The organism is Enterobacter cloacae complex sp. 402C9 (genome assembly GCF_050030745.1).
GTDB lineage: Bacteria > Pseudomonadota > Gammaproteobacteria > Enterobacterales > Enterobacteriaceae > Enterobacter > Enterobacter intestinihominis.
Window position 1 is genome coordinate 3,833,497 of record NZ_JBLGUW010000001.1, and the last position, 21,511, is coordinate 3,855,007.

At 58.7% G+C, this 21,511-nt stretch carries 20 protein-coding genes; 2 read left to right on the forward strand and 18 right to left on the reverse strand.

Annotated features, from left to right (window positions below):
• Positions 1–39: 39 nt before the first annotated feature.
• Positions 40–699: a ribose-5-phosphate isomerase RpiA gene (gene rpiA / locus ACQG1K_RS18230; protein WP_022649322.1), complete on the reverse strand. Its 660-nt coding sequence runs from the start codon at positions 697–699 to the stop codon at positions 40–42.
• 127 nt (positions 700–826) lie between these two features.
• Here rpiA and argP point away from each other — a divergent pair, with 127 nt between their 5' ends.
• Positions 827–1,720, forward strand: coding sequence for a DNA-binding transcriptional regulator ArgP (argP, locus tag ACQG1K_RS18235; protein ID WP_003860089.1), 894 nt, complete (start codon positions 827–829; stop codon positions 1,718–1,720).
• A gap of 42 nt (positions 1,721–1,762) precedes the next feature.
• On the opposite strand, the gene ACQG1K_RS18240 is transcribed toward argP, so the two are convergent.
• From ACQG1K_RS18240 to tkt, 7 genes are all read right to left on the reverse strand, one after another.
• On the reverse strand, positions 1,763–2,485 hold the full coding sequence (locus ACQG1K_RS18240; protein ID WP_022649323.1) for an oxidative stress defense protein: 723 nt from the start codon (positions 2,483–2,485) through the stop codon (positions 1,763–1,765).
• A gap of 92 nt (positions 2,486–2,577) precedes the next feature.
• A complete protein-coding gene (gene argO, locus ACQG1K_RS18245; protein WP_003860085.1) occupies positions 2,578–3,213 on the reverse strand; it encodes an arginine exporter ArgO in 636 nt (211 codons plus the stop codon).
• Between the two features lie 143 nt (positions 3,214–3,356).
• The gene (locus ACQG1K_RS18250) at positions 3,357–4,211 is read right to left on the reverse strand and encodes a small-conductance mechanosensitive channel MscS (RefSeq protein ID WP_022649325.1); all 855 of its coding nucleotides are present in this window, start codon (positions 4,209–4,211) and stop codon (positions 3,357–3,359) included.
• 188 nt (positions 4,212–4,399) lie between these two features.
• Positions 4,400–5,479: a class II fructose-bisphosphate aldolase gene (gene fbaA, locus ACQG1K_RS18255; protein WP_017692704.1), complete on the reverse strand. Its 1,080-nt coding sequence runs from the start codon at positions 5,477–5,479 to the stop codon at positions 4,400–4,402.
• A gap of 92 nt (positions 5,480–5,571) precedes the next feature.
• Positions 5,572–6,735, reverse strand: coding sequence for a phosphoglycerate kinase (gene pgk, locus ACQG1K_RS18260; protein ID WP_023298554.1), 1,164 nt, complete (start codon positions 6,733–6,735; stop codon positions 5,572–5,574).
• 49 nt (positions 6,736–6,784) lie between these two features.
• Positions 6,785–7,804 carry an erythrose-4-phosphate dehydrogenase gene (epd, locus tag ACQG1K_RS18265; protein WP_367076189.1) on the reverse strand — a complete coding sequence of 340 codons (1,020 nt, stop codon included), beginning with the start codon at positions 7,802–7,804 and terminating at the stop codon, positions 6,785–6,787.
• A 356-nt stretch (positions 7,805–8,160) separates the two neighbouring features.
• The gene (tkt, locus tag ACQG1K_RS18270; RefSeq protein ID WP_022649333.1) at positions 8,161–10,152 is read right to left on the reverse strand and encodes a transketolase; all 1,992 of its coding nucleotides are present in this window, start codon (positions 10,150–10,152) and stop codon (positions 8,161–8,163) included.
• Between the two features lie 272 nt (positions 10,153–10,424).
• Between tkt and ACQG1K_RS18275 the strand changes: the two genes are divergently transcribed.
• Complete coding sequence (locus tag ACQG1K_RS18275; RefSeq protein WP_161177541.1) at positions 10,425–11,183, forward strand: M48 family metallopeptidase; 759 nt, start codon at positions 10,425–10,427, stop codon at positions 11,181–11,183.
• Between the two features lie 45 nt (positions 11,184–11,228).
• Here the strand turns inward: ACQG1K_RS18275 and ACQG1K_RS18280 are convergent, their stop codons facing one another.
• From ACQG1K_RS18280 to ACQG1K_RS18325, 10 genes are all read right to left on the reverse strand, one after another.
• Positions 11,229–12,869 (reverse strand): thiamine pyrophosphate-binding protein, encoded by a 1,641-nt coding sequence (locus ACQG1K_RS18280; RefSeq protein WP_367076191.1) that lies wholly within the window; start codon positions 12,867–12,869, stop codon positions 11,229–11,231.
• Positions 12,870–12,882: 13 nt separating this feature from the next.
• Entirely contained in the window at positions 12,883–14,352 is a 1,470-nt protein-coding gene (locus ACQG1K_RS18285; RefSeq protein WP_199008904.1) for an aldehyde dehydrogenase, read from the reverse strand.
• Positions 14,353–14,361: 9 nt separating this feature from the next.
• Positions 14,362–15,132: an aspartate dehydrogenase gene (locus ACQG1K_RS18290; protein ID WP_032626138.1), complete on the reverse strand. Its 771-nt coding sequence runs from the start codon at positions 15,130–15,132 to the stop codon at positions 14,362–14,364.
• A gap of 9 nt (positions 15,133–15,141) precedes the next feature.
• A complete protein-coding gene (locus tag ACQG1K_RS18295) occupies positions 15,142–15,936 on the reverse strand; it encodes an SDR family oxidoreductase (RefSeq protein WP_367076192.1) in 795 nt (264 codons plus the stop codon).
• The gene (locus tag ACQG1K_RS18300; RefSeq protein ID WP_058646123.1) at positions 15,920–16,690 is read right to left on the reverse strand and encodes an alpha/beta fold hydrolase; all 771 of its coding nucleotides are present in this window, start codon (positions 16,688–16,690) and stop codon (positions 15,920–15,922) included. The genes ACQG1K_RS18295 and ACQG1K_RS18300 overlap by 17 nt, the downstream gene beginning before the upstream one ends.
• A 9-nt stretch (positions 16,691–16,699) precedes the next feature.
• Positions 16,700–17,230, reverse strand: a complete 531-nt coding sequence (locus ACQG1K_RS18305) for a cupin domain-containing protein (RefSeq protein ID WP_022649339.1) — start codon at positions 17,228–17,230, stop codon at positions 16,700–16,702.
• Between the two features lie 10 nt (positions 17,231–17,240).
• The gene (locus ACQG1K_RS18310; RefSeq protein ID WP_022649340.1) at positions 17,241–18,497 is read right to left on the reverse strand and encodes an MFS transporter; all 1,257 of its coding nucleotides are present in this window, start codon (positions 18,495–18,497) and stop codon (positions 17,241–17,243) included.
• Between the two features lie 25 nt (positions 18,498–18,522).
• Positions 18,523–19,710 carry an NAD(P)/FAD-dependent oxidoreductase gene (locus tag ACQG1K_RS18315; protein WP_367076195.1) on the reverse strand — a complete coding sequence of 396 codons (1,188 nt, stop codon included), beginning with the start codon at positions 19,708–19,710 and terminating at the stop codon, positions 18,523–18,525.
• Positions 19,707–20,633 carry a VOC family protein gene (locus ACQG1K_RS18320; protein ID WP_192970437.1) on the reverse strand — a complete coding sequence of 309 codons (927 nt, stop codon included), beginning with the start codon at positions 20,631–20,633 and terminating at the stop codon, positions 19,707–19,709. Before ACQG1K_RS18320 ends, ACQG1K_RS18315 begins: the two co-directional genes overlap by 4 nt.
• Before the next feature lie 78 nt (positions 20,634–20,711).
• Entirely contained in the window at positions 20,712–21,500 is a 789-nt protein-coding gene (locus ACQG1K_RS18325) for an IclR family transcriptional regulator (protein WP_032671673.1), read from the reverse strand.
• Positions 21,501–21,511 lie beyond the last annotated feature (11 nt).

The following is a 21,511-nucleotide window of genomic DNA, read 5'->3' on the forward strand; positions in this document are numbered from 1 at the left end:
TCAAAATTTTTTAGCGGGGGGAGCGCTCCCCCCGTCAGATCATTTTACGATGGTTTTTACACCGTCAGCCGTGCCGATCAGCGCCACGTCCGCGCCACGGTTGGCAAATAACCCTACGGTAACGACGCCCGGAATGCCGTTGATCGCATTTTCCAGCGCAATGGCATCGAGGATCTCAAGGCCGTGAACGTCGAGGATCACGTTGCCGTTGTCGGTCACCACACCCTGACGGTATTCCGGACGACCACCCAGCTTCACCAGTTGACGTGCCACGGCACTGCGCGCCATCGGGATCACTTCGACCGGCAGCGGGAAACTCCCCAGAATGTCGACCTGCTTGGAGGCGTCCGCGATGCAGATGAACTTATCCGCCACGGAGGCAATGATTTTTTCGCGGGTCAGCGCCGCGCCACCGCCTTTGATCATCTGCATGTGGCCGTTGATTTCATCCGCGCCATCAACGTAAATGCCCAGACGGTCCACTTCGTTGAGGTCGAAAACAGTGATGCCGAGGCTTTTCAGCTTTTCCGTGGAAGCATCGGAGCTCGAAACCGCGCCCTCGATTTGCCCCTTCATCGTGCCCAGCGCATCGATAAAGTGCGCCGCCGTCGATCCCGTACCAACACCGACAATGGTACCCGGCTGTACGTACTGGAGAGCCGCCCATCCTACTGCTTTTTTCAGTTCATCCTGCGTCATGATCGTTTTGCCTGTGGTGTGAAAACTCAGGGCGCATTATAGAACACGTCGAATGGATTTCGTCTGCCACGAAGGGAAAATTGTGTCATAGTGCAGATTAAGCAAAATTAAGGAGTCAGCCAGAGCAATGAAACGTCCGGACTACAGAACACTACAGGCACTTGATGCAGTTATTCGTGAACGCGGTTTTGAGCGCGCGGCGCAAAAGCTGTGCATCACCCAGTCCGCCGTATCACAGCGTATCAAACAGCTTGAAAACATGTTCGGGCAGCCGCTGCTGGTGCGTACCGTACCGCCGCGTCCAACGGAGCAAGGACAAAAGCTCCTCGCCCTGCTACGTCAGGTTGAACTGCTGGAAGATGAGTGGCTGGGCGATGAACAGACCGGCTCCACGCCGCTGCTGCTGTCGCTGGCGGTGAACGCCGACAGTCTGGCAACCTGGCTGCTGCCGGCCCTTGCGCCGGTGCTGGCCGACTCCCCTATCCGCCTGAATCTCCAGGTTGAAGATGAAACCCGCACCCAGGAACGTCTGCGTCGCGGCGAAGTGGTTGGTGCCGTCAGTATTCAGCCTCAGGCGCTGCCAAGCTGTCTGGTGGATCAGTTGGGCGCGCTGGATTACCTCTTCGTCGGTTCAAAAGCCTTTGCCGAGCGCTATTTCCCGAACGGTGTGACCCGCGCCGCGCTGCTAAAAGCCCCTGCCGTCGCGTTCGACCATCTGGACGATATGCATCAGGCCTTCCTGCAGCAAAACTTCGATCTGCCGCCGGGCAGCGTGCCGTGTCATATCGTTAACTCGTCCGAAGCCTTTGTGCAGCTTGCACGTCAGGGAACCACCTGCTGCATGATCCCGCATCTGCAGATTGAGAAAGAGTTGAAAAGCGGTGAGCTGATTGATTTAACTCCGGGGCTGTATCAGCGCCGGATGCTGTACTGGCACCGTTTTGCGCCGGAAAGCCGCATGATGCGCAACGTCACCGACGCGCTGCTGGCGTTTGGGCATAAGGTGTTAAGACAGGATTGAAAAACAAGCCGGGTGGCGGCTTCGCCTTACCCGGCCTACGGGTTACTGAGCTGGCTTTTCAGTCGGCTCCAGCTGGAACACCACATCAACCTGATCGTCGAACTGAATGGTTGGCTGCTCGTAGGTTTCCTGAGCAGAAACCGGCGCGGCGTCCGCTTTCATCATCCGCACCATCGGGCTTGGCTGGTAGTTTGAAACGTGGTAACGCACGCTGTAAACCGGACCGAGCTTGCTCTTGAAGCCGGATGCCAGCTGCTGTGCCTGATGAATGGCATCATCAATCGCCGCTTTACGCGCTTCGTCTTTATACTTCTCCGGTTGCGCAACGCCCAGCGAGACGGAACGAATTTCGTTCAGCCCTGCCTTCAGCGCACCATCCAGCAATCCGTTGAGCTTATCAAGCTGGCGCACGGTCACTTCTACAGTACGCACGGCGCGATAGCCTTTCAGGATGCTTTTGCCGTTCTGGTAATCGTAATCCGGTTGAGTACGCAGGTTCGCAGAGCTGATGTCTTTTTTCGCGACACCGTTCTGTTCCAGGAAAGAGAGGTATTGCGCAACACGATCGTCTGCCTGTTTCTTGGCGGAAGCAGCATCTTTCGCCGCCACGTTCACTTCAATTGCCAGGGTTGCAACATCCGGTACCGCATCCACGCTTGCCGTACCTGAAGTGACAATGTGCGGGCCATTTGGCAGTTCATTCGCCTGCACCGACACCGCACCTAAACTTACTAATGCCGCCAGGGCCATCACCTTAAACTTCACTGTCATTCCTCCATGTTGCGAAGAGTGCCCTGTTAACAGGGCTCATGCCAGCAAGCTTAGCGGGTCTTGTTCAGATGTCCATAAGACAACGCTTAGTTGAACAATCCCTGTACGTGATGAATGCCCTCTTTCGCCAGCTGGAAGGCAATAAACCACATCACCAGCCCCACCAGGGTATTTATAATGCGCTGCGCTTTGGCGGTACGCAGTCGTGGCGCCAGCCATGCCGCCAGGATCGCAAGACCAAAGAACCAGAGGAAGGAGGCGCTGACCGTACCGAGCGCAAACCAGCGTTTGGGCTCAACGTCCAGCTGTCCACCCAGGCTGCCGAGCACCACGAACGTATCAAGATAAACGTGCGGGTTAAGCCATGTCACGGCGAGCATGGTGACGATAATCTTCCAGCGCCCTTGCTTCATCACTTCGGCGCTCGCCAGCTCAAGATTGCTGCTCATGGCCGTTTTCAGGGCGCCAAACCCGTACCACAGCAGAAACGCTACGCCGCCCCAGGTAACCAGTGCCAGCAGCCACGGCGACTGCATCAACAGGGCGCTGCCGCCAAAGATCCCGGCGCAAATCAGCAGCAGATCGCTCACCGCGCACAGCAAGGCAATCATCAGATGGTACTGACGGCGGATGCCCTGATTCATCACGAACGCATTTTGTGGACCAAGGGGAAGGATCATGGCCGCACCTAACGCAAGCCCTTGAAAATAGTAAGATAACATAACGTAATTCTCGCAGAGTTGTCCTTGGGCAGACTATACTGCGGGAACGACATTAGAGGAAATGGATAATATTAATTGGGGATTAGCGAGGCTAATAAAAGAAAAGCCCGGTGTCGCTGATGCTTACCGGGCCTACGGAGACGTTACTCTGCTTCTTTGACTTTTTTGACGTTTACATCCATCTGCGGGTACGGGAAGCTGATGCCGTTGGCATCGAAGTCACGCTTAATGCGCTCCAGCACATCCCAGTATACGTTTTGCAGATCGCTGCTTTTGCTCCAGATGCGCACCACAAAATTAATGGATGATGCGCCCAGTTCATTCAGACGAACGGTCTGCTCGCGGTCCTTCAGAATACGGTCATCTGAAGCAATGATGTTGGTAATCAGAGACTTCACCTGATCGATATCGGAATCGTACGCCACGCTGATGATCAGCTCGTTACGACGCACCGGCTCGCGGGAGAAGTTAATGATATTGCCGGCAATGATTTTCCCGTTCGGTACCACCACAATACGACCGTCGACAGTACGCAGAGTGGTAGAGAAAATCTGTACCTGCAACACGGTACCCGCGATCCCGCCTAAATCCACGTATTCACCGGAACGGAACGGACGGAAGGTTACCAGCAGTACGCCCGCCGCCAGGTTCGACAACGAACCCTGTAATGCCAGACCAATGGCCAGACCGGCAGCACCGAGCACAGCGATGACGGATGCCGTCTGCACGCCGACACGCCCCAGCGCCGCAATCAGCGTAAAGGCGATGATGCCGTAACGCACCAGCGCGGAGAGGAAATCGGCGACCGTGGCGTCAATGTGACGTGCAACCATCACCCGGTTGACCGCGTTCGATACGATACGCGCCACGATCATCCCGACAATGATGATGGCAATAGCGGCAACAATATTCACAGCGTAGCTCAGCAGTAGCGCCTGGTTGCGCACCAGCCAGTTACCCGCGTGATTGATGCTGTCTACAACATCAAGTTGTTCCATTTATTCTTCCTTTTGCTAAACCAAAACACAAAATCTATCCCTTAAGGGGACAGGCAGGTCAGTAAAGGGTAAACAAAAAGAGCGGGTAATGCCAAACAGATCACAAAATCAGGTATTGCAGGATATTGAAAAAGCATAAAAAAAGGCCCGCATTTGCGGGCCTTCTGATGTGCTGTCAGCAGTTCAAATTACAGAACGTCAACCGCGTTCAGTTCTTTGAAAGCCTGCTCCAGACGAGTAATCATAGAAGTCTGGGCAGCGCGCAGCCATACGCGTGGATCGTAGTATTTCTTGTTCGGCTGGTCTTCGCCTTTCGGGTTGCCCAGCTGACCTTGCAGGTAAGCTTCGTTGGTTTTGTAGTATTGCAGGATACCGTCCCAGGTTGCCCACTGGGTGTCGGTATCGATGTTCATTTTCACTACGCCGTAGCTTACGGAATCTTTGATTTCCTGAGCAGAAGAACCGGAACCGCCGTGGAAGACGAAGTTCAGGCTGTTGTGCGGCAGGTTGTGTTTCTTAGACACATATTCCTGAGAATCACGCAGGATGGTCGGGGTCAGAACCACGTTACCTGGCTTGTACACGCCATGCACGTTACCGAAGGATGCTGCGATGGTGAAGCGTGGGCTGATTTTGCTCAGCTCGGTGTAAGCGTAATCAACGTCTTCTGGCTGAGTGTACAGAGCAGAAGCGTCCATGTGGCTGTTGTCCACACCGTCTTCTTCACCGCCGGTGCAACCCAGTTCGATTTCCAGGGTCATGCCCATTTTGGACATACGCGCCAGGTACTTAGAGCAGATCTCGATGTTTTCTTCCAGAGACTCTTCGGACAGGTCGATCATGTGAGAAGAGAACAGTGGCTTACCGGTTGCGGCGAAGTGTTTTTCACCTGCGTCCAGCAGACCGTCGATCCATGGCAGCAGTTTTTTCGCGCAGTGGTCAGTGTGCAGGATAACCGGAACACCGTAGTGCTCAGCCATCTGGTGAACATGATGTGCGCCAGAGATAGCACCCAGGATAGCAGCGCCCTGAGGAACGTCAGTTTTCACGCCTTTACCTGCGATAAACGCAGCGCCGCCGTTAGAGAACTGAACGATAACCGGTGCTTTAACTTTTGCAGCGGTTTCCAGTACGGCGTTGATGGAGTCGGTACCTACGCAGTTAACTGCTGGCAGAGCGAAGTTGTTTTCTTTAGCTACCTGGAACACTTTCTGTACGTCATCACCAGTGATAACGCCAGGTTTTACGAAATCAAAAATTTTAGACATGTTGCTTAGTCCTGTATCTTCGGCCGTTAGAAAAGGTGCGAGCTCTGATAAGCGCGCTGAAAATTGGGCAGGTTTCCCTGCCCCTGAATGGCTTACTTCTTAGCGCGCTCTTCGAGCATTGCTACTGCTGGCAGGACTTTGCCTTCCACGAATTCGAGGAATGCGCCGCCACCAGTGGAGATGTAGGAGATCTTGTCAGCGATACCGAACAGGTCGATAGCTGCCAGGGTGTCACCACCGCCTGCGATAGAGAACGCTTCGCTGTCTGCGATAGCGTTAGCCACGATTTCAGTCCCTTTGCGGAAGTTCGGGAATTCGAACACGCCGACAGGACCGTTCCACAGGATAGTTTTTGCGTTTTTCAGGATTTCAGCCAGTTTCTGTGCAGAAACGTCGCCCAGGTCCAGAATCTGCTCTTCATCTTTGATGTCATTAACAGATTTAAGGGTTGCGGTAGCAGTTTCGGAGAACTCGGTCGCCACGCGAACGTCAGTTGGAACCGGGATATCACAGGTGCTCAGTAGACGTTTGGCTTCGTCAACCAGATCCGCTTCGTACAGGGATTTACCCACGTTGTGGCCTTGCGCAGCAACGAAGGTGTTCGCGATACCACCGCCAACGATCAGCTGGTCAGCAATTTTGGACAGAGAATCCAGAACGGTCAGTTTGGTAGAAACTTTAGAACCACCAACGATAGCGACCATCGGACGAGCAGGTTCTTTCAGTGCTTTACCCAGCGCTTCCAGTTCGTCAGCCAGCAGTGGACCTGCACAGGCGACGTCTGCGAATTTACCGATACCGTGGGTAGAAGCCTGCGCACGGTGGGCCGTACCGAATGCATCCATCACGAATACGTCGCACAGCGCAGCGTATTTTTTGGACAGGGTTTCGTCGTCTTTCTTTTCGCCTTTGTTGAAGCGAACGTTTTCCAGAACAACCAGCTCACCTTCGGCAACTTCCACGCCGTCCAGGTAATCTTTCACCAGGCGAACCGGGTTGGACAGTTTGTCTTTCAGGTAATTAACAACCGGCAGCAGAGAGAACTCTTCGTTGTACTCGCCTTCAGTTGGACGGCCCAGGTGGGAGGTGACCATCACTTTAGCGCCCTGCTTCAGAGCCAGTTCAATGGTTGGCAGAGATGCACGGATACGCGCGTCGCTGGTCACTTTGCCATCTTTAACCGGTACGTTCAGATCGGCACGGATGAAAACGCGTTTACCTGCCAGATCCAGATCGGTCATCTTAATTACAGACATGGTGAATCCTCTCGTTGATTCTTAAAGTTTTGCAAGCGCAAGGTGCGCTCTACCTGAAACCTTTTGCGGCCATGGCTAACGTGGTGTCGAGCATTCGGTTAGCAAAGCCCCATTCGTTATCACACCAGACCAGCGTCTTGATGAGGTGCGCACCACTGACTCGCGTCTGCGTGCCATCCACGATGGCGCTGTGCGGGTCGTGGTTAAAATCTACTGAGACCAACGGTAATTCCGTATAGTCAACTATACCATGAAATGCTCCCTGTGCCGCTTTTTGCAGCAACAGGTTGACTTCACAGGCTTTTACCGGTTTTTTCACCGTCACGCTAAGATCGATTGCGGTGACGTTTATCGTCGGGACGCGCACGGCAATCGCTTCGAAACGGTCGTTAAACTGCGGGAAAATACGCGTGATCCCGGCAGCCAGTTTCGTATCCACCGGAATGATGGACTGGCTCGCCGCGCGAGTGCGTCGTAAATCCGGATGGTAGGCGTCGATAACCTGCTGATCATGCATGGCGGAGTGAATCGTGGTCACGGTACCGGATTCAATGCCATACGCATCGTCTAACAGTTTAATGACCGGAATAATGCAGTTGGTGGTACAGGAGGCGTTGGAGACAATGCGGTGTTCAGCCTGCAGCTCGTGCTGGTTGACACCAAACACGACGGTGGCGTCGAGGTCGTGACTGCCGGGATGGGAGAACAGCACTTTTTTCGCGCCAGCATTCAGATGCGCTTCGCCATGTTCACGGTTACCGTACACGCCGGTACAGTCCAGCACCACATCCACACCCAGTTCGCGCCAGGGCAGTTCTTCAATACTGTTCTCATGCAGCACGCGGATGGCATCGTCACCGACGAGCAGCTGTTCCCTTTCCTGGCGAACGTCCCAGGCAAAGCGACCGTGGCTGGTGTCATATTTCAACAAATGCGCCATGCCCGCAGCATCCGCCAGTTCATTGATTGCCACCACGGTGATTTCCGCACGACGCCCGGATTCATATAAAGCACGAACCACGTTGCGCCCGATGCGACCGAAGCCATTAATCGCTACGCGTACGGTCATAGATCTCCTGCAAAGCTATCCCTGAGTTTGAGGTGGCTGAAAGAGTAATCCAGCGACGCCCGAAGGGGAATCCTTGCTGTCACAAACTGCGATTGATTGGTCAATTGTCGAACATTTAATCGACTGAAACGCTTCAGCAAGAATAAGCGAATCGGGGAATAAAAGGAATCTCTGTCCAGATGAATAAGCGAGCTATATGACTTGCATCACATTTTCGGTGGAATAATTTACAGAGCAGTTACATGTCTGAGGAATCGTGCATACAAAAAAGCCGGGTGGCGCTAACGCTTACCCGGCCTACATTTTATGCCATTTGTAGGCCCGGTAAGCGTTAGCGCCACCGGGCAAAACGGCAATTACAGCAGTTCTTTCGCTTTAGCGACAACGTTCTCAACGGTGAAGCCGAACTCTTCGAACAGCAGCTCTGCCGGAGCAGATTCACCGAAGGTGGTCATACCGACGATAGCGCCGTTCAGACCCACGTATTTGAACCAGTAATCAGCGATACCCGCTTCCACTGCCACGCGAGCGGAGACCGCTTTAGGCAGTACAGATTCGCGGTACGCGGCATCCTGCTTGTCGAACGCATCGGTAGACGGCATGGAAACCACGCGCGCTTTCACGCCTTCAGCAGTCAGTTTTTCCCATGCGGCAACGGCCAGTTCAACTTCAGAACCGGTCGCGATAAAGATCAGCTCAGGCTGGCCCGCGCAATCTTTCAGCACGTAACCACCGCGGGCGATGTTTGCCAGCTGCTCTGGGGTACGTTCCTGCTGCGCCAGGTTCTGACGGGAGAGGATCAGCGCAGTCGGGCCGTCCTGACGCTCAACGCCGTATTTCCACGCCACCGCAGATTCAACCTGGTCACATGGACGCCATGTGCTCATGTTCGGGGTCACGCGCAGGGAAGCCACCTGCTCTACCGGCTGGTGAGTTGGACCATCTTCGCCCAGACCGATGGAGTCGTGGGTGTAGACCATCACCTGACGCTGTTTCATCAGCGCGGCCATACGCACGGCGTTACGTGCATACTCTACGAACATCAGGAAGGTAGAGGTGTACGGCAGGAAACCACCGTGCAGAGCGATACCGTTGGCAATCGCGGTCATACCGAATTCACGTACACCATAATGGATGTAGTTACCGGCAGTGTCTTCGTTGATTGGCTTAGAGCCAGACCACAGGGTCAGGTTAGATGGCGCCAGGTCAGCGGAACCGCCGAGGAATTCTGGAAGCAGAGGACCAAACGCTTCGATCGCATTCTGAGACGCTTTACGGCTGGCGATTTTAGACGGGTTCGCCTGCAACTTCGCAATGAACTCGTTCGCTTTCGCGTCGAAGTCAGACGGCATGTCGCCTTTCATACGACGGGTGAATTCAGCCGCTTCCTGTGGGAAGGCTTTCGCGTAAGCCGCGAACTTCTCGTTCCAGGCTGCTTCTTTCGCCTGGCCCACTTCTTTCGCATCCCACTGCGCGTAGATTTCAGATGGGATTTCGAAGGCAGGGTGTTTCCAGCCAAGCGCTTCACGGGTCAGTGCGATTTCCGCGTCGCCCAGTGGTGCGCCGTGGGAGTCGTGAGTGCCCGCTTTGTTCGGAGAACCGAAGCCGATGATGGTTTTGCACATCAGCAGGGACGGTTTGTCGGTCACGGCGCGCGCTTCTTCTACGGCACGTTTAATCGAGTCAGCATCGTGGCCATCAACGCCGCGCACAACGTGCCAGCCGTAGGCTTCGAAACGTGCGGCGGTGTCGTCAGTGAACCAGCCTTCAACGTGACCGTCGATGGAGATGCCGTTGTCGTCGTAGAACGCAACCAGTTTACCCAGCTTCAGGGTGCCTGCCAGGGAGCACACTTCGTGAGAAATGCCTTCCATCATGCAGCCGTCGCCCAGGAACGCATAGGTGAAGTGGTCAACGATGTCGTGGCCAGGACGGTTGAACTGTGCCGCCAGGGTCTTCTCAGCAATCGCCATACCCACGGCATTCGCAATGCCCTGACCCAGCGGACCGGTAGTGGTTTCAACGCCAGCGGTGTAGCCCACTTCCGGGTGACCTGGAGTTTTGGAGTGCAACTGACGGAAGTTTTTCAGCTCTTCGATTGGCAGATCGTAGCCAGTGAGGTGCAGCAGGCTGTAGATCAGCATAGAGCCGTGGCCGTTAGACAGCACGAAACGGTCGCGGTCTGCCCATGCCGGGTTCTGCGGGTTGTGGTTAAGGAAATCACGCCACAGGACTTCGGCGATGTCAGCCATGCCCATAGGGGCGCCCGGGTGGCCGGATTTGGCTTTCTGTACTGCGTCCATGCTCAGCGCACGAATAGCATTAGCAAGCTCTTTACGTGAGGACATTTTAACTCCAGATCGGACTGTTAAAGGCCATGCCCTTGACGACAGCGCGTTTTGGGCTACGCCGGAAAAAAGTGCCAACAATGTAACCCAAGCCGCAGGGCATGTACATGGACCATTCTTTTGCAGCTTAAGAAATCTCTGGATCATGCTCGCATGTTGCGCAATCTACTCGCCCGCCCCTGTAGATATTCCTTATACTTAGCCCGACACCGGCTTCGTTGACGGTGCATTTTTCGGAATTAATTCAGATTAACGAGTACGGAAGCAACATCATGAGAATGCGTGCAATTGGGCTGGCTGTGGGAACAACGCTCCTGCTAAGCGGCTGTCAGAATATGGATTCTAACGGCCTGATGACCTCAGGCGCAGAAGCTTTTCAGGCCTACTCATTGAGCGATGCGCAGGTGAAAGCGCTGAGCGACGAGGCCTGTAAGGATATGGATGGAAAAGCTACGCTTGCCCCGGCAAACAGCACCTACACGCAGCGTCTGAACAAGATTGCTTCCGCGCTGGGCGACAACATTAACGGTCAGCCGGTTAACTACAAGGTGTATATGGCGAAAGACGTCAACGCCTTCGCGATGGCTAACGGCTGTATCCGCGTTTACAGCGGCCTGATGGACATGATGACCGACAACGAAGTGGAAGCGGTGATCGGCCATGAAATGGGTCACGTTGCTCTCGGTCACGTGAAGAAAGGGATGCAGGTTGCGCTGGGCACCAATGCCGTGCGTGCTGCGGCGGCCTCTGCGGGCGGCATTGTCGGCAGCCTGTCCCAGTCGCAGCTGGGCGACGTGGGTGAGAAACTGGTTAACTCCCAGTTCTCCCAGCGTCAGGAGTCGGAAGCGGATGACTACTCTTACGATCTGTTGCGCAAACGCGGCATCAATCCATCGGGTTTAGCCACCAGCTTCGAAAAACTGGCGAAACTGGAGGAAGGCCGTCAAAGCTCCATGTTTGACGATCACCCGGCCTCCGTTGAACGCGCGCAGCATATCCGTGACCGCATGGCGGCAGACGGAATTAAATAAAACTTCGGCCCGGTGCGCGCCGCGCTACCGGGCAACAAGGCTCAATCAGTACAGCGTTTTCTGTGGCGGCCCGGCAAACTTCAGGGCGCCAATCTGCCCCATCCGCACTTCCACCACCGACGGCCCCGGCATCGCCAGCGCTTCCGTCATCACCGCATCAAAGTCCTCAGCCCGCTCAACGCTCCAGGCCTGTAGGCCAATCGCCTGCGCCAGCAGGGTAAAGTCCGGTGTATGCAGTTCGTTATAATACTGACGCCCGCCAAAATATTTATCCTGAATACCGCGCATTACGCCGTAGCCCCCGTCGTTCATGATGAGCAGCGTCACGTTGGCTTTCTCCTGCGCCAGCGTCGCCAGCTCGCCTAAATTGAGGCTCAGGCCGCCGTCGCCCACCAGTCCCACCACCTTACGCTGCGGGTTGGCAATCGCGGTGCCGATGGCCATCGGCAGTCCCATACCAATCGCCCCGGCGAGGGAGTGAATGTTCAGCAGCGGACCGTTAGCCCTGAACAGGCGGCTACCCCACAGGCTGCCGGACACGGTGATATCGCGCACCAGCAGGCCGTCTTTCGGCAGGGCTTTTTCTATGGCGTCGTTAAGCTTCGCATAGGCGCCGCACTGCTCGCGCAGCCCATGCTCAGCTTGCCCGACCGCCTGCTGCACCTGCATATCCCACTGGGCGTTGCCCCACTCGCGGCCCTGCACTTTTTTAGCCAGCGCGCCAAGCAGCGCTGAACAATCGGCTATCAACGTGCTATCCATCAGGTAGTTACGGCTGGCCGCCGCCGGGTCGATATCAATCTGCACGCGCGGGGACGGCAGCTCAAGCGTCCAGGAGCGGGTTTCGTTGCTGCGCAGACGTGAACCGGCGACCAGCGTAAAATCACACTGCGCAATGAGCGCCTCCACCGACGGCGAGTTGTGGAACGCCCGCAGGCTGGCGCGGTGGTCGTCCGGCAGCACGCCGCGCGCGTGGGTGCTGGAAATCACGGTGATGCCCGCATCCGCCAGTTTTTTCACCGCCTCAGCGCTTCCCAGCGCCCCGCCGCCCAGCCACAGCAGCGGCTGTTTCGCCTGTTTGAGCTGCGCCCACAGCGCGTCAACCATCCCGGTATCCACGGCTGGAACCGATGCCGGTTTTACCGGGGCGGTTACCAGCGACAGCGGAATTTTGGCGCCCTGAATATCAATCGGGATTTCCACCGAGACCGGTCCGCACGGTGGGGTCTGCGCGTCCTGGATGGCTTTATGCAGAATGGCTATCGCCTGATTCGCATTGCTGATACGGTACGCCCGTTTTGAGCTGGCCTTCAGGAAGGTCAGCTGATCGCGGGTTTCATGGATAAACCCGGTGTCGGCGTCCAGCCAGGCTTTCTCTACCTGCCCGGTTAAATGCAGCAGCGGCGTGCAGGCATTCATCGCTTCCACCAGCGCGCCTACCGCGTTCCCGGCCCCCGCGCCGGTGCTGGTCAGCGCCACGCCGAGGCCGGAAAAGCGCCCGTGAGCATCGGCCATGGTGACGGAACCGGCTTCACCGCGCGCGGGTACAAAGCGGATATTGCCCCGCTGCCCAACCGCATCCGCTATCGGCAGGTTGTGAATGGAGATGACGCCGTAGATAGCCTCAACCTGATACTGCTCCAGCGTTCTGGCGATGGCGTCGCCGACGGTTATCATTTCGCTCATTGCTCACCCTTTCTCAGTCGCACCAGTGGTTGACGCTGTTACCCGTCGCCAGATAAATGCTCTTTTGTTGCATCCAGGCTTTCAGCCCCTGGATACCCTTCTCGCGGCCCAGACCGCTCTCTTTAAAGCCCCCGAACGGGGTCGAAATCGCAAAAACTTTGTAGGTGTTGATCCACACCGTGCCTGCCTCCAGCTGCTCGCTGAGACGCAGGGCGCGCCCGGAATCGCGCGTCCAGATCCCCGCCGCCAGGCCGTAAACCGAGTCGTTCGCCTCGCTGATCAACGCCGCTTCATCGCCAAACGGCATCGCCACCAGCACCGGGCCGAAGATCTCCTCCTGACAGGCGCGAGCGCTGTTGTGTAGCCCTTCGATAATGGTTGGCTGGAAAAAGCTGCCGTTTGCCAGAGCGGGATCGGCGGGGATCTCGCCGCCGCACAGCACGCGGCCCCCTTCCCGCTTCGCCAGTTCGACGTACTCGATCACGCTCTGGCGATGTTTTTCGCCGATCAGCGGTCCTACATGGACGCCGTCGGTAAACGGATGCCCGACGCGCAGCCCGCGAGTTAATTCCAGCAGCCTCGCCATCAGCGGGGCATAAATACTCTCGTGGATAAACAGCCGCGATCCGGCGATGCACGCCTGCCCCGCCGAGCTGAAAATGCCGTAGCAGATCCCGCGCGCCGCCTGTTCGATATCGGCATCCTCCAGCACGATAGTCGGCGATTTGCCGCCCAACTCCAGCGAGGCCGGGATCAGTTTTTCCGCCGCCACGTGCGCCAGATGACGGCCCGTAGTGGTTCCGCCGGTAAAGGAAATTTTGCGCACGCGAGGATGACGCGCCAGCGCATCACCAATCACCGAGCCTTTGCCCGGCAGCACGCTCAGCAGCCCGGCGGGCAGCCCGGCCTGTTCAAAAATCCGCGCCAACTCCAGCGCCATCAGCGGCGTGGCTTCGGCGGGCTTGAGGATCACCGCGTTCCCGGCGGCAATCGCCGGTGCGACCTTCTGCATTTCGCTGGCAATCGGCGAGTTCCACGGCGTGATGGCCGCTACCACGCCAAGGGGCTCGTAGCGGCTCAGCGTCAGCAGATCCGGCTGGCGCGGTGTCGGAAGTTCCCCTTCCAGCAGCTCGCAGGCGGCGGCAAAGTAGCGCGCCGTTCCCGCCGCGCTCATCACCAGCCCGCACGCTTCCGCCAGCGGCTTGCCGTTATCCCGGCTCTGCATCTGCGCCAGTTCATCCACACGGGATTCAATAAGATCCGCCACCTTGTGCAGGATCTTCGCCCGCACGTGCGGCAGGCTGTTACGCCAGGCGGGATCGCGCCAGGCGCGCTCTCCGGCGTCTACCGCCTCCTCCAGGTCATCCAGACTGGCGGCGTTCAGCGTCGCATTGATCGACCCGTCTGCCGGGAAGTGGCTCTGCATCGGGTTACCTCCGCCGTGTCGCCACTGGCCGCCGATAAAAATCTTCAGATCGTCCATCGTCACTCCTCAGCTCAGGGCCAGCTCGCGGCAGGCGCGCACCGCGCTCAGTGCCGCCAGGGTGGAGGTTTTAGGGTTAGACGCCAGCGGCAGTCCGCTCAGCTCCAGATGGAATTCGCCAAACAGCCCTTCGACGTGCAGCGTGTGGGTGTTACGTTTCGTTGCCGGGTCAACCATCAGCTGCACGCGGGTGTCATCCATCCCGACGCCGCCGAGCGCCACGGTCGCCGCTACGTTGGCGTTCGCCGGGAACAGCCGCGCCGCCTCGCGGGCGCTGCCTTCAAAAAAGACCTCTGCCTCTGACACCGCATTCAGATCGATAAGCTGCTCGGCATAGCTGCCGCGCCAGCTGGCCGGGCTTTTGCGCGACTGATAGGTGACGCGCTCAAGCCCACCCTCTTTCGCTGCCGCCAGCCCGTCGATACCGGCCACTGCACCGGAAAGCAGAGTCAGTTTTCCGCCCGCGGCGAGCAGACGCTGCTCCAGCGCGCTGTCCGCCAGCGCGCCGGTGGAAATGACGGCCAGATGCCAGCCGCGACGCAGGATCTCTTCCCCGTACTGGGCCACCGCCTGCTGGCTGGCGCATTCCAGCACCAGATCCGGCGTTTGCGCGCACGCCATCGGCGACGTCAGCGCCTCGACCGCATCGCCAAACTGGTCGTGAATGGCGGCATGGTGAGATGCGCGCGCCACGATCCAGCCGATAGCCACACCGGCGGGCAGGCGCTCAATCACCGCCTGCGCCATGGCACCAAAACCAATCAACATTACCTTTTTCATGATGCGTCCTTACAGATGGCGGCAGAAGCCGCCGGAAACGTCCAGCGCGGCGCCGGTGGTAAACGAGGCCAGCGGCGAGGCGAGGAACAGCAGCGCCTGCGCGGGCTCCTGCGGCCTGCCGAGGCGCGCCATTGGAATGCCGCGCTTGCGCGCGATATCCGCCGTCCACTCCGGCCAGCTCTGGCTTTTGTCCGCCCGGTTTTCAAAGCGGCGCAGCCACTGGCCGGACTCCACCATGCCGAGCAAAATGGAATTGACGCGAATGCCTTTACCCACCAGCTCTTTCGAGAGCGTGAGCGTCATGTTCAACAGCGCGGCACGAGCAGCGGAGGTGGCGATCATGTGCTCCTCCGGCTGTAGCGCCAGCAGGGAGTTGACGCAGGTAACAGAGGCAATGTCTGACTGCTCCAGCAGCGGCTGAAACGCCTGCACCGGATTGATGACGCCAAACAGCTTCAGCTCTGCCTCGTGCAGCCACGCCTCGCGCGGGGTGTCATGGAAGTGCGCCACGTAGCCCTGCCCGGCGTTGTTGATCAGCAGGTCCGCCGCGCCAAAGCGCGCCTGCACCGCATCCGCAAAGGCCTGAACCTCGTCGGCGTTCAGCACGTCGCAGCGGTAAGCGAAAATCTCCCCGTGGGGGAATTCGTTTTGCAGCGTCGCATGGGCGCTGGCGAGCCGATCCGGGTCACGGCCGCAGAAGGCGACTTTCGCCCCTTCACCCAGCAGCAGGCGCAGCGTTTCAAAGCCAATGCCAGAAGAACCGCCGGTGACTACCGCTACGCGCCCGTCAATTTGTGCATTCATCGCGCACCTCTTCGTTAATGCGTAAAAGCTGTTGGTTGAAAAACACGTCGTTATCGAGATAGCTGGCGTGCCCGGCCTGCGGAATGGCGGTAAACGGCATGCCGTAGCGCAGCGCCAGCCCCTGCACCAGTTCGGGCTGCGTTATCGCGTCCTGCTCGCCGCACCAGACTTCAAACGTGCCGGAGTATCGTTTAAGCCAGCCGTGAATGTCGTCATTCGCCAGCATCCACGCGGCGGCAAGGTAGCCTTCCGGGCGCAGCGTGCGCATGCCCGCCGCGACGGTGGCGATATCTTCCGCGCGCGCGCCGGGGCGCAGCAGCTTCGCGGCACGGGTCTGGGCGAGGATTTCGCCGCCCAACGCCATCTGCTGCTCGCGGTTGCGCCAGACCTGCTCCCGCTGCTCCGGCGCGGCATTGCCGTAGCCCTGCGCAGCGTCGGCCAGTACAAGATGAATGACGCGATCCGGGAACTTCGCCGCAAAGGCACTTGCGACCAGTGCCCCCAGGGAATGGCCCACCAGCACCGCCTGCCAGACACCGGCGCGATCCAGCATCGCCGCCAGCACGTCGGCGTAATCCCCCGCGTTTGCCCGCGCGACGGCCAGCATCGGGCTTTCGCCATAACCGGGCATGTCCCACGCCAGCACGCGAAAACCGTTCAGCGCCATCTGCTTGTGCCAGGACGCAGCGCCAGAGCTGATCCCGTGTAGTAGCATCAGCGGAATGCCGCTTCCCTGTTCACGAAAACCCGTCATGGCGCCCCCTTAGTTCCGCTTCACTTTCGAGAGCGGATGGTCGGACGGATAGGTCGGGATTTCCGGCTTGTTGGTCCCCAGCATGACGCACATCAGCGCCTCTTCTTCCCCGTGGTTAAACAGGCCGCGATAGATGCCCGGCGGGACGGAGATCAGGTCACGCTCGCGCAGCACGGTTTCGGTGTAGTTGTCGCCGTCCTGGATCATCAGCGTGATCTGCCCCTTGAGCATGAAGAACACCTCTTCCACGTCGTCGTGCAGGTGCAGCGGCCCTTCGCACTTCGACGGCAGTACCATGGTGGAGAAGGTAAAATGGTCCGCCTGCACGGTATTGGTGTCGTTCGCCACGCCGGTTGCGCCGGTGCCGATGTAGCGCATCTGCGCCCGGCGGTATTTCGGGTCAAAATCGGCCTGGAACTTCAGCGCGTTCCAGTCGTATTTACGGCCTTCGAAGCGCGCGATGCGCGACTCGACCCACTCTTCCATCGTCAGATGGTCAGGTTTGATGCCCGTTTTGTGGGTTACGGTTGAATCAGTCATGACACTCTCCTCAGTAACGTCTCAGCAGCGGCAGTAACAGGACGCAGCCCACCGCCGCCATCACCGCCAGAAAAATCAGCCCGGAATCCATGCTGTGGGTGAAGGCGATAAGCGCGCCCATCACCGCCGGCGACAGCGCGCCTGCAAAGTTTCCCAGCCCGTTGAAAATGCCGCCCGCCGTGGCGCTCACCCGGGGATGGGTGGCCTTCGCCAGCAGGGCGAAAATGTTGGGCGCGCCGGTGCCCCACATAAAGGTGCTGAAGCTCATCGCCGCGATGACGGCGAGCGGGGTATCGAGGTGCATCACCGCCGCCAGCCCCACCGCCGCCCCCGCCATCGAGATAAAGCAGGCCGCCGCGCGCTTATCGACCCTGTCCGAGAGCCACGCGCCAATCACCTCGCCCGCCAGCATGGCGATGAACGGCATCGACGACAGCCAGCCTGCATGCTCCAGGTGGATGCCTTTGCCTTTGATCAGGTAGCCCGGCAGCCAGCCGTTGATGCCCCACAGGTAGGTCAGGAACGCGATGTTAAAGATGCAGATGATCCAGAAATGCGGGCTGACGAACAGCTCGCGCCGCGCCGCGCGCCGCTCGTCCTGAGACGCCTGCGAAGTGCCGGGTTTAGCCTCCAGACGGATCCCGCGCAGGCCGATGCGTACAAAGATAAGCACCGGCACGGTAAGCATGGCCATGACAAAGAAGGTGCTCTGCCAGCCGAAGGTGTTCAGCAGCCAGAGGGAGAGCGGGAAGCCAATTGCTGCCCCTACCGGTGTGCCCAGCAGCCACAGCATGGTGGCGCGCGCCTGTAAATGCTGCGGGAAGTTGTGGCGCACGATGGCGAAAGCCAGCGGGAACAGCGGCCCTTCCGCCACGCCCAGCAGGATGCGCAGGACGATCATCAGCGTGTAGTTATGGGTAAAGCCCATCGCCACCATCAGCACGCACCACACAGCCATCATCCCGGTGAGCAGGCGCAGCGGCGCGATTTTGTCGCCTAAACCGCTCAAAAATACCGACGAAAAGCCGTAGCTCAGCAGGAAGGCGCTCATCAATATGCCGAGGCGCGTGGTGTCGAAATCAATGCCCATCGCCTGCTGGAAATGGGTATCCGAAAAGAGCGCCGCGATGCTGATTTTGTCGAAAAACGCCAGCAGCACGCAGGCCAGCAGCGACAACGGGATGGCCCAGCGCACCGCTTTTTCGGGCGTGCGGGTCCCCTCACCGCTCGCCTCAACCGGCGCGGTGTTCGTCTCTAGTGTGGTCATCTCTCCCCCTACGGGTGCGGGTTAGCTATCGCAGTGACATCAGTGAAAATGTCGGGTCGGCAAGCGGTACGTTCGACAGATCCCGCCCCGCCGCCATCCAGCGCTTCGCCAGCTTGACGGTGCGCGCATCGTTGAACGCTACCAGCTGCGTCAGCCGCCCGTTTTCATCCAGCGAGAAGAACAGCGCATCTTCACGCACTATCGTTTTACTCTCCGGCTGCGGAATACCGAGGATCTGAATATTGTGCTGATATTGATCCGACCACAGCCACGGCGCGTCGTCGTAACCTGGCGCATCGGGGTTGAGCATCGCTTTCGCCGTCGCCACTGCCTGATTCTGGGCGAAGGCCCAGGACTGGATGCACAGGCCGTAGTGATGGTGCTGGGCCACATCGCCAGCGGCAAAGATGAATGGATCCGAGGTGCGTCCCTGGGCATCCACCACGATCCCGCGCCCGGTTTTCAGCCCCGCATCAAGCGCCAGCTCCAGATTGAGATCGACGCCGATCCCGACCACGACCGCATCAAAGGTTTCACGGTTGCCGTCGCAGTGGATGACCGGCAGTCCGCCGTCGTCCTCCAGCTCCAGCGCGCCGCAGCCGGTACGGATCTCCACCCCCTGCTCGCGGTGGATGGCCTCCAGGCGCTGCGACACCTCGCCGCTCACCGAGCGCATGCACACCGCAGGCTGCTGCTCGAACAGGGTGACCGCCACGCCGCTTTTCCGCGCGGAAGCGGCAATCTCAAGGCCAATCCAGCCGCCGCCGATAATCGCCAGTTTGTGACTTTCCGCCAGACGCGCCTTCAGACGCTGCGCGTCCTGCCAGTGGCGCAGGGTATAAACCTGCGGATGGCTGGCCCACGCCTGCGAAGGCAGGCGCGCCCGCCCGCCGGTAGCGATTAAAAGGATGTTGTAACTAAGACATTCGCCGTTGCTTAAACGCACGATTTTCTCTTCACGATCGACTGATTCAGCACGCAGCGGGCGGTACCAGATCAGGTTCAGTGCCTGCTGCGCTTCTTCGCTAAACAGCCGCGGAAGCGCGGAGTCCGGCTCCAGCAGAGACGCTTTTGACAGCGGCGGCCGCTCGTAGAAATCCCATTCCTCTTCCGCCACCACGCAAATCTCGCCGTCGAAGCCCTCGTCACGCAGGGTTTTCGCCGCCCAGCCGCCCGCCTGGCCGCCGCCGATAATGACAATGCGCGATGTCATACCGCCTCCGGCTTTTTCTGCTGACGGCGCGTGTCGTGGTCAATCCCGCCCTCCACCGCCCATTCGGTAAAGGAGACCAGGGAGTGCTCCAGCTCGCGCGGCTGCCAGTTTTCGGTCAGGTAGTCGTCGTTGGTGTAATACTCAAACGCGCCGCCGGTCGGGCTGTTGACGTACCAGAAGTACGCCGACGACACCGGATGACGGCCCGGCCCGATAAAGGTGCTCCAGTCATGTTTATTCATCGCGATACCGCCGCCGATCACCTCGTGGATGTCGCGCACGGTGAAGGCCACGTGGTTAAGGCCGCGCTTGCGGTTCGGCAGTTGCAGCAGGAACAGGTTGTGATGGCCGCCACGCGCCCCGCAGCGCAGGAACACGGCGCGGTTGATATAGCGATCCGAGACCTGGAAGCCGAGCACCTCGCGGTAGAATTTCTCCACTGCCGCCAGCTCTTCCACGAAGAACACCACATGCCCCACGTTGATCGGCTGGGCGCGATCGTAAACCGGGCTGGGCGTGTCGATACGGCGGGCGTCGCCCCACTGGTTTATTGGCTCGACGTTAAGCTCCACGTCGGTCTGCTGGGTCACCTGCACGCGCAGCGTCATGCCGTTCGGATCCAGGCATTCCAGCGCGTCGCCCACTTCACGAAAACCTGGCTGTTGCGCCAGCTTCGGGCGCAGCGCATCCAGCTCATACTGGCTGGCAACCGCCCAGGTCATGCGGCGCAGAGTGTTACCCGCTTCAAACGCGGGCGGCAGGTCGGGGCTGTCGATCGGGTTAAGCTCCACGCGCGCGCCGCTCAGGGTGGTGAAACGCTGGCCGCTGGCATCGCCCGTCAGGCCAAAATCACGCATAAATTTGGCGCAGTGCGTCAGGTCTTCCACACCAAATTCCAGCTTTTCAATTCCGGTTATACTCATCGTTCGTTGCCTCATCTGGCCCAGATTGGGCGTAAAACATGCTCGACGCAGTCAAGCGCCTGACGTTAACTCACTGATTTAACTGGCCTGTGACAGATACCCTAAGAAGCCAGAAATTTTATCCGCCGCGAGGCGAACCTCGTTTTGCAGGCGCTCGCGGTCGCTCAGTGGGATCTCCTCCGACGGCACCAGAATGCTGACCACCGCCGCCACGCGGCCGCTTCGGTCATACACCGGGTAGACGATGGAAGAGATGCCGTGGCGGAAGAAGGATTCGCCGATGACATACCCGCGGGCTTTGTCCTGCTGCACCATCTGCCACAGGGCTTCGCGGTCGTGAAGCTGCCCCGGCGTGTTGCCCGGCAGGCGCTCATGCGGGAACAGCTGTTCGAAATCAGCGCGGGAAATATCGGTCAACAGCATGCGGCCCAGCGAGGTGCAGTGCACCGGCAGACGGGTACCAATGCTGACCTGGTTGATACGCGACCCGGCGGCGCTGACGCGGGCGATATAGATAATGTCGCGCCCGTCGCGGATCGCCAGATGGCTGCTGCACTGGCTCACGTCGCGCAATTGCTCGATCACCGGCTGGCCGACCTGCGCCACGTCCAGCGAGGCGATGTACTCAAAGCCAAGACGCAGCACGTTCATGCCCAGCGAAAAGGTATTGGTGCGCGTGTTGCGCTCCAGAAATCCCATGTACTCCAGCGTCTGTACCACGCGATAGGCGGTGGCCTTCGGCATATCCACCAGCCGATGCAGTTCGGCAAAGGTCAGATCGCGATGCTGCTCGCCAAAGGCCAACAGCAGCTGTAAACCGCGCTCCAGCCCCGGCACCAGATACTTCACTTCCTGATCGTTTGCCATCATTGCCCTAC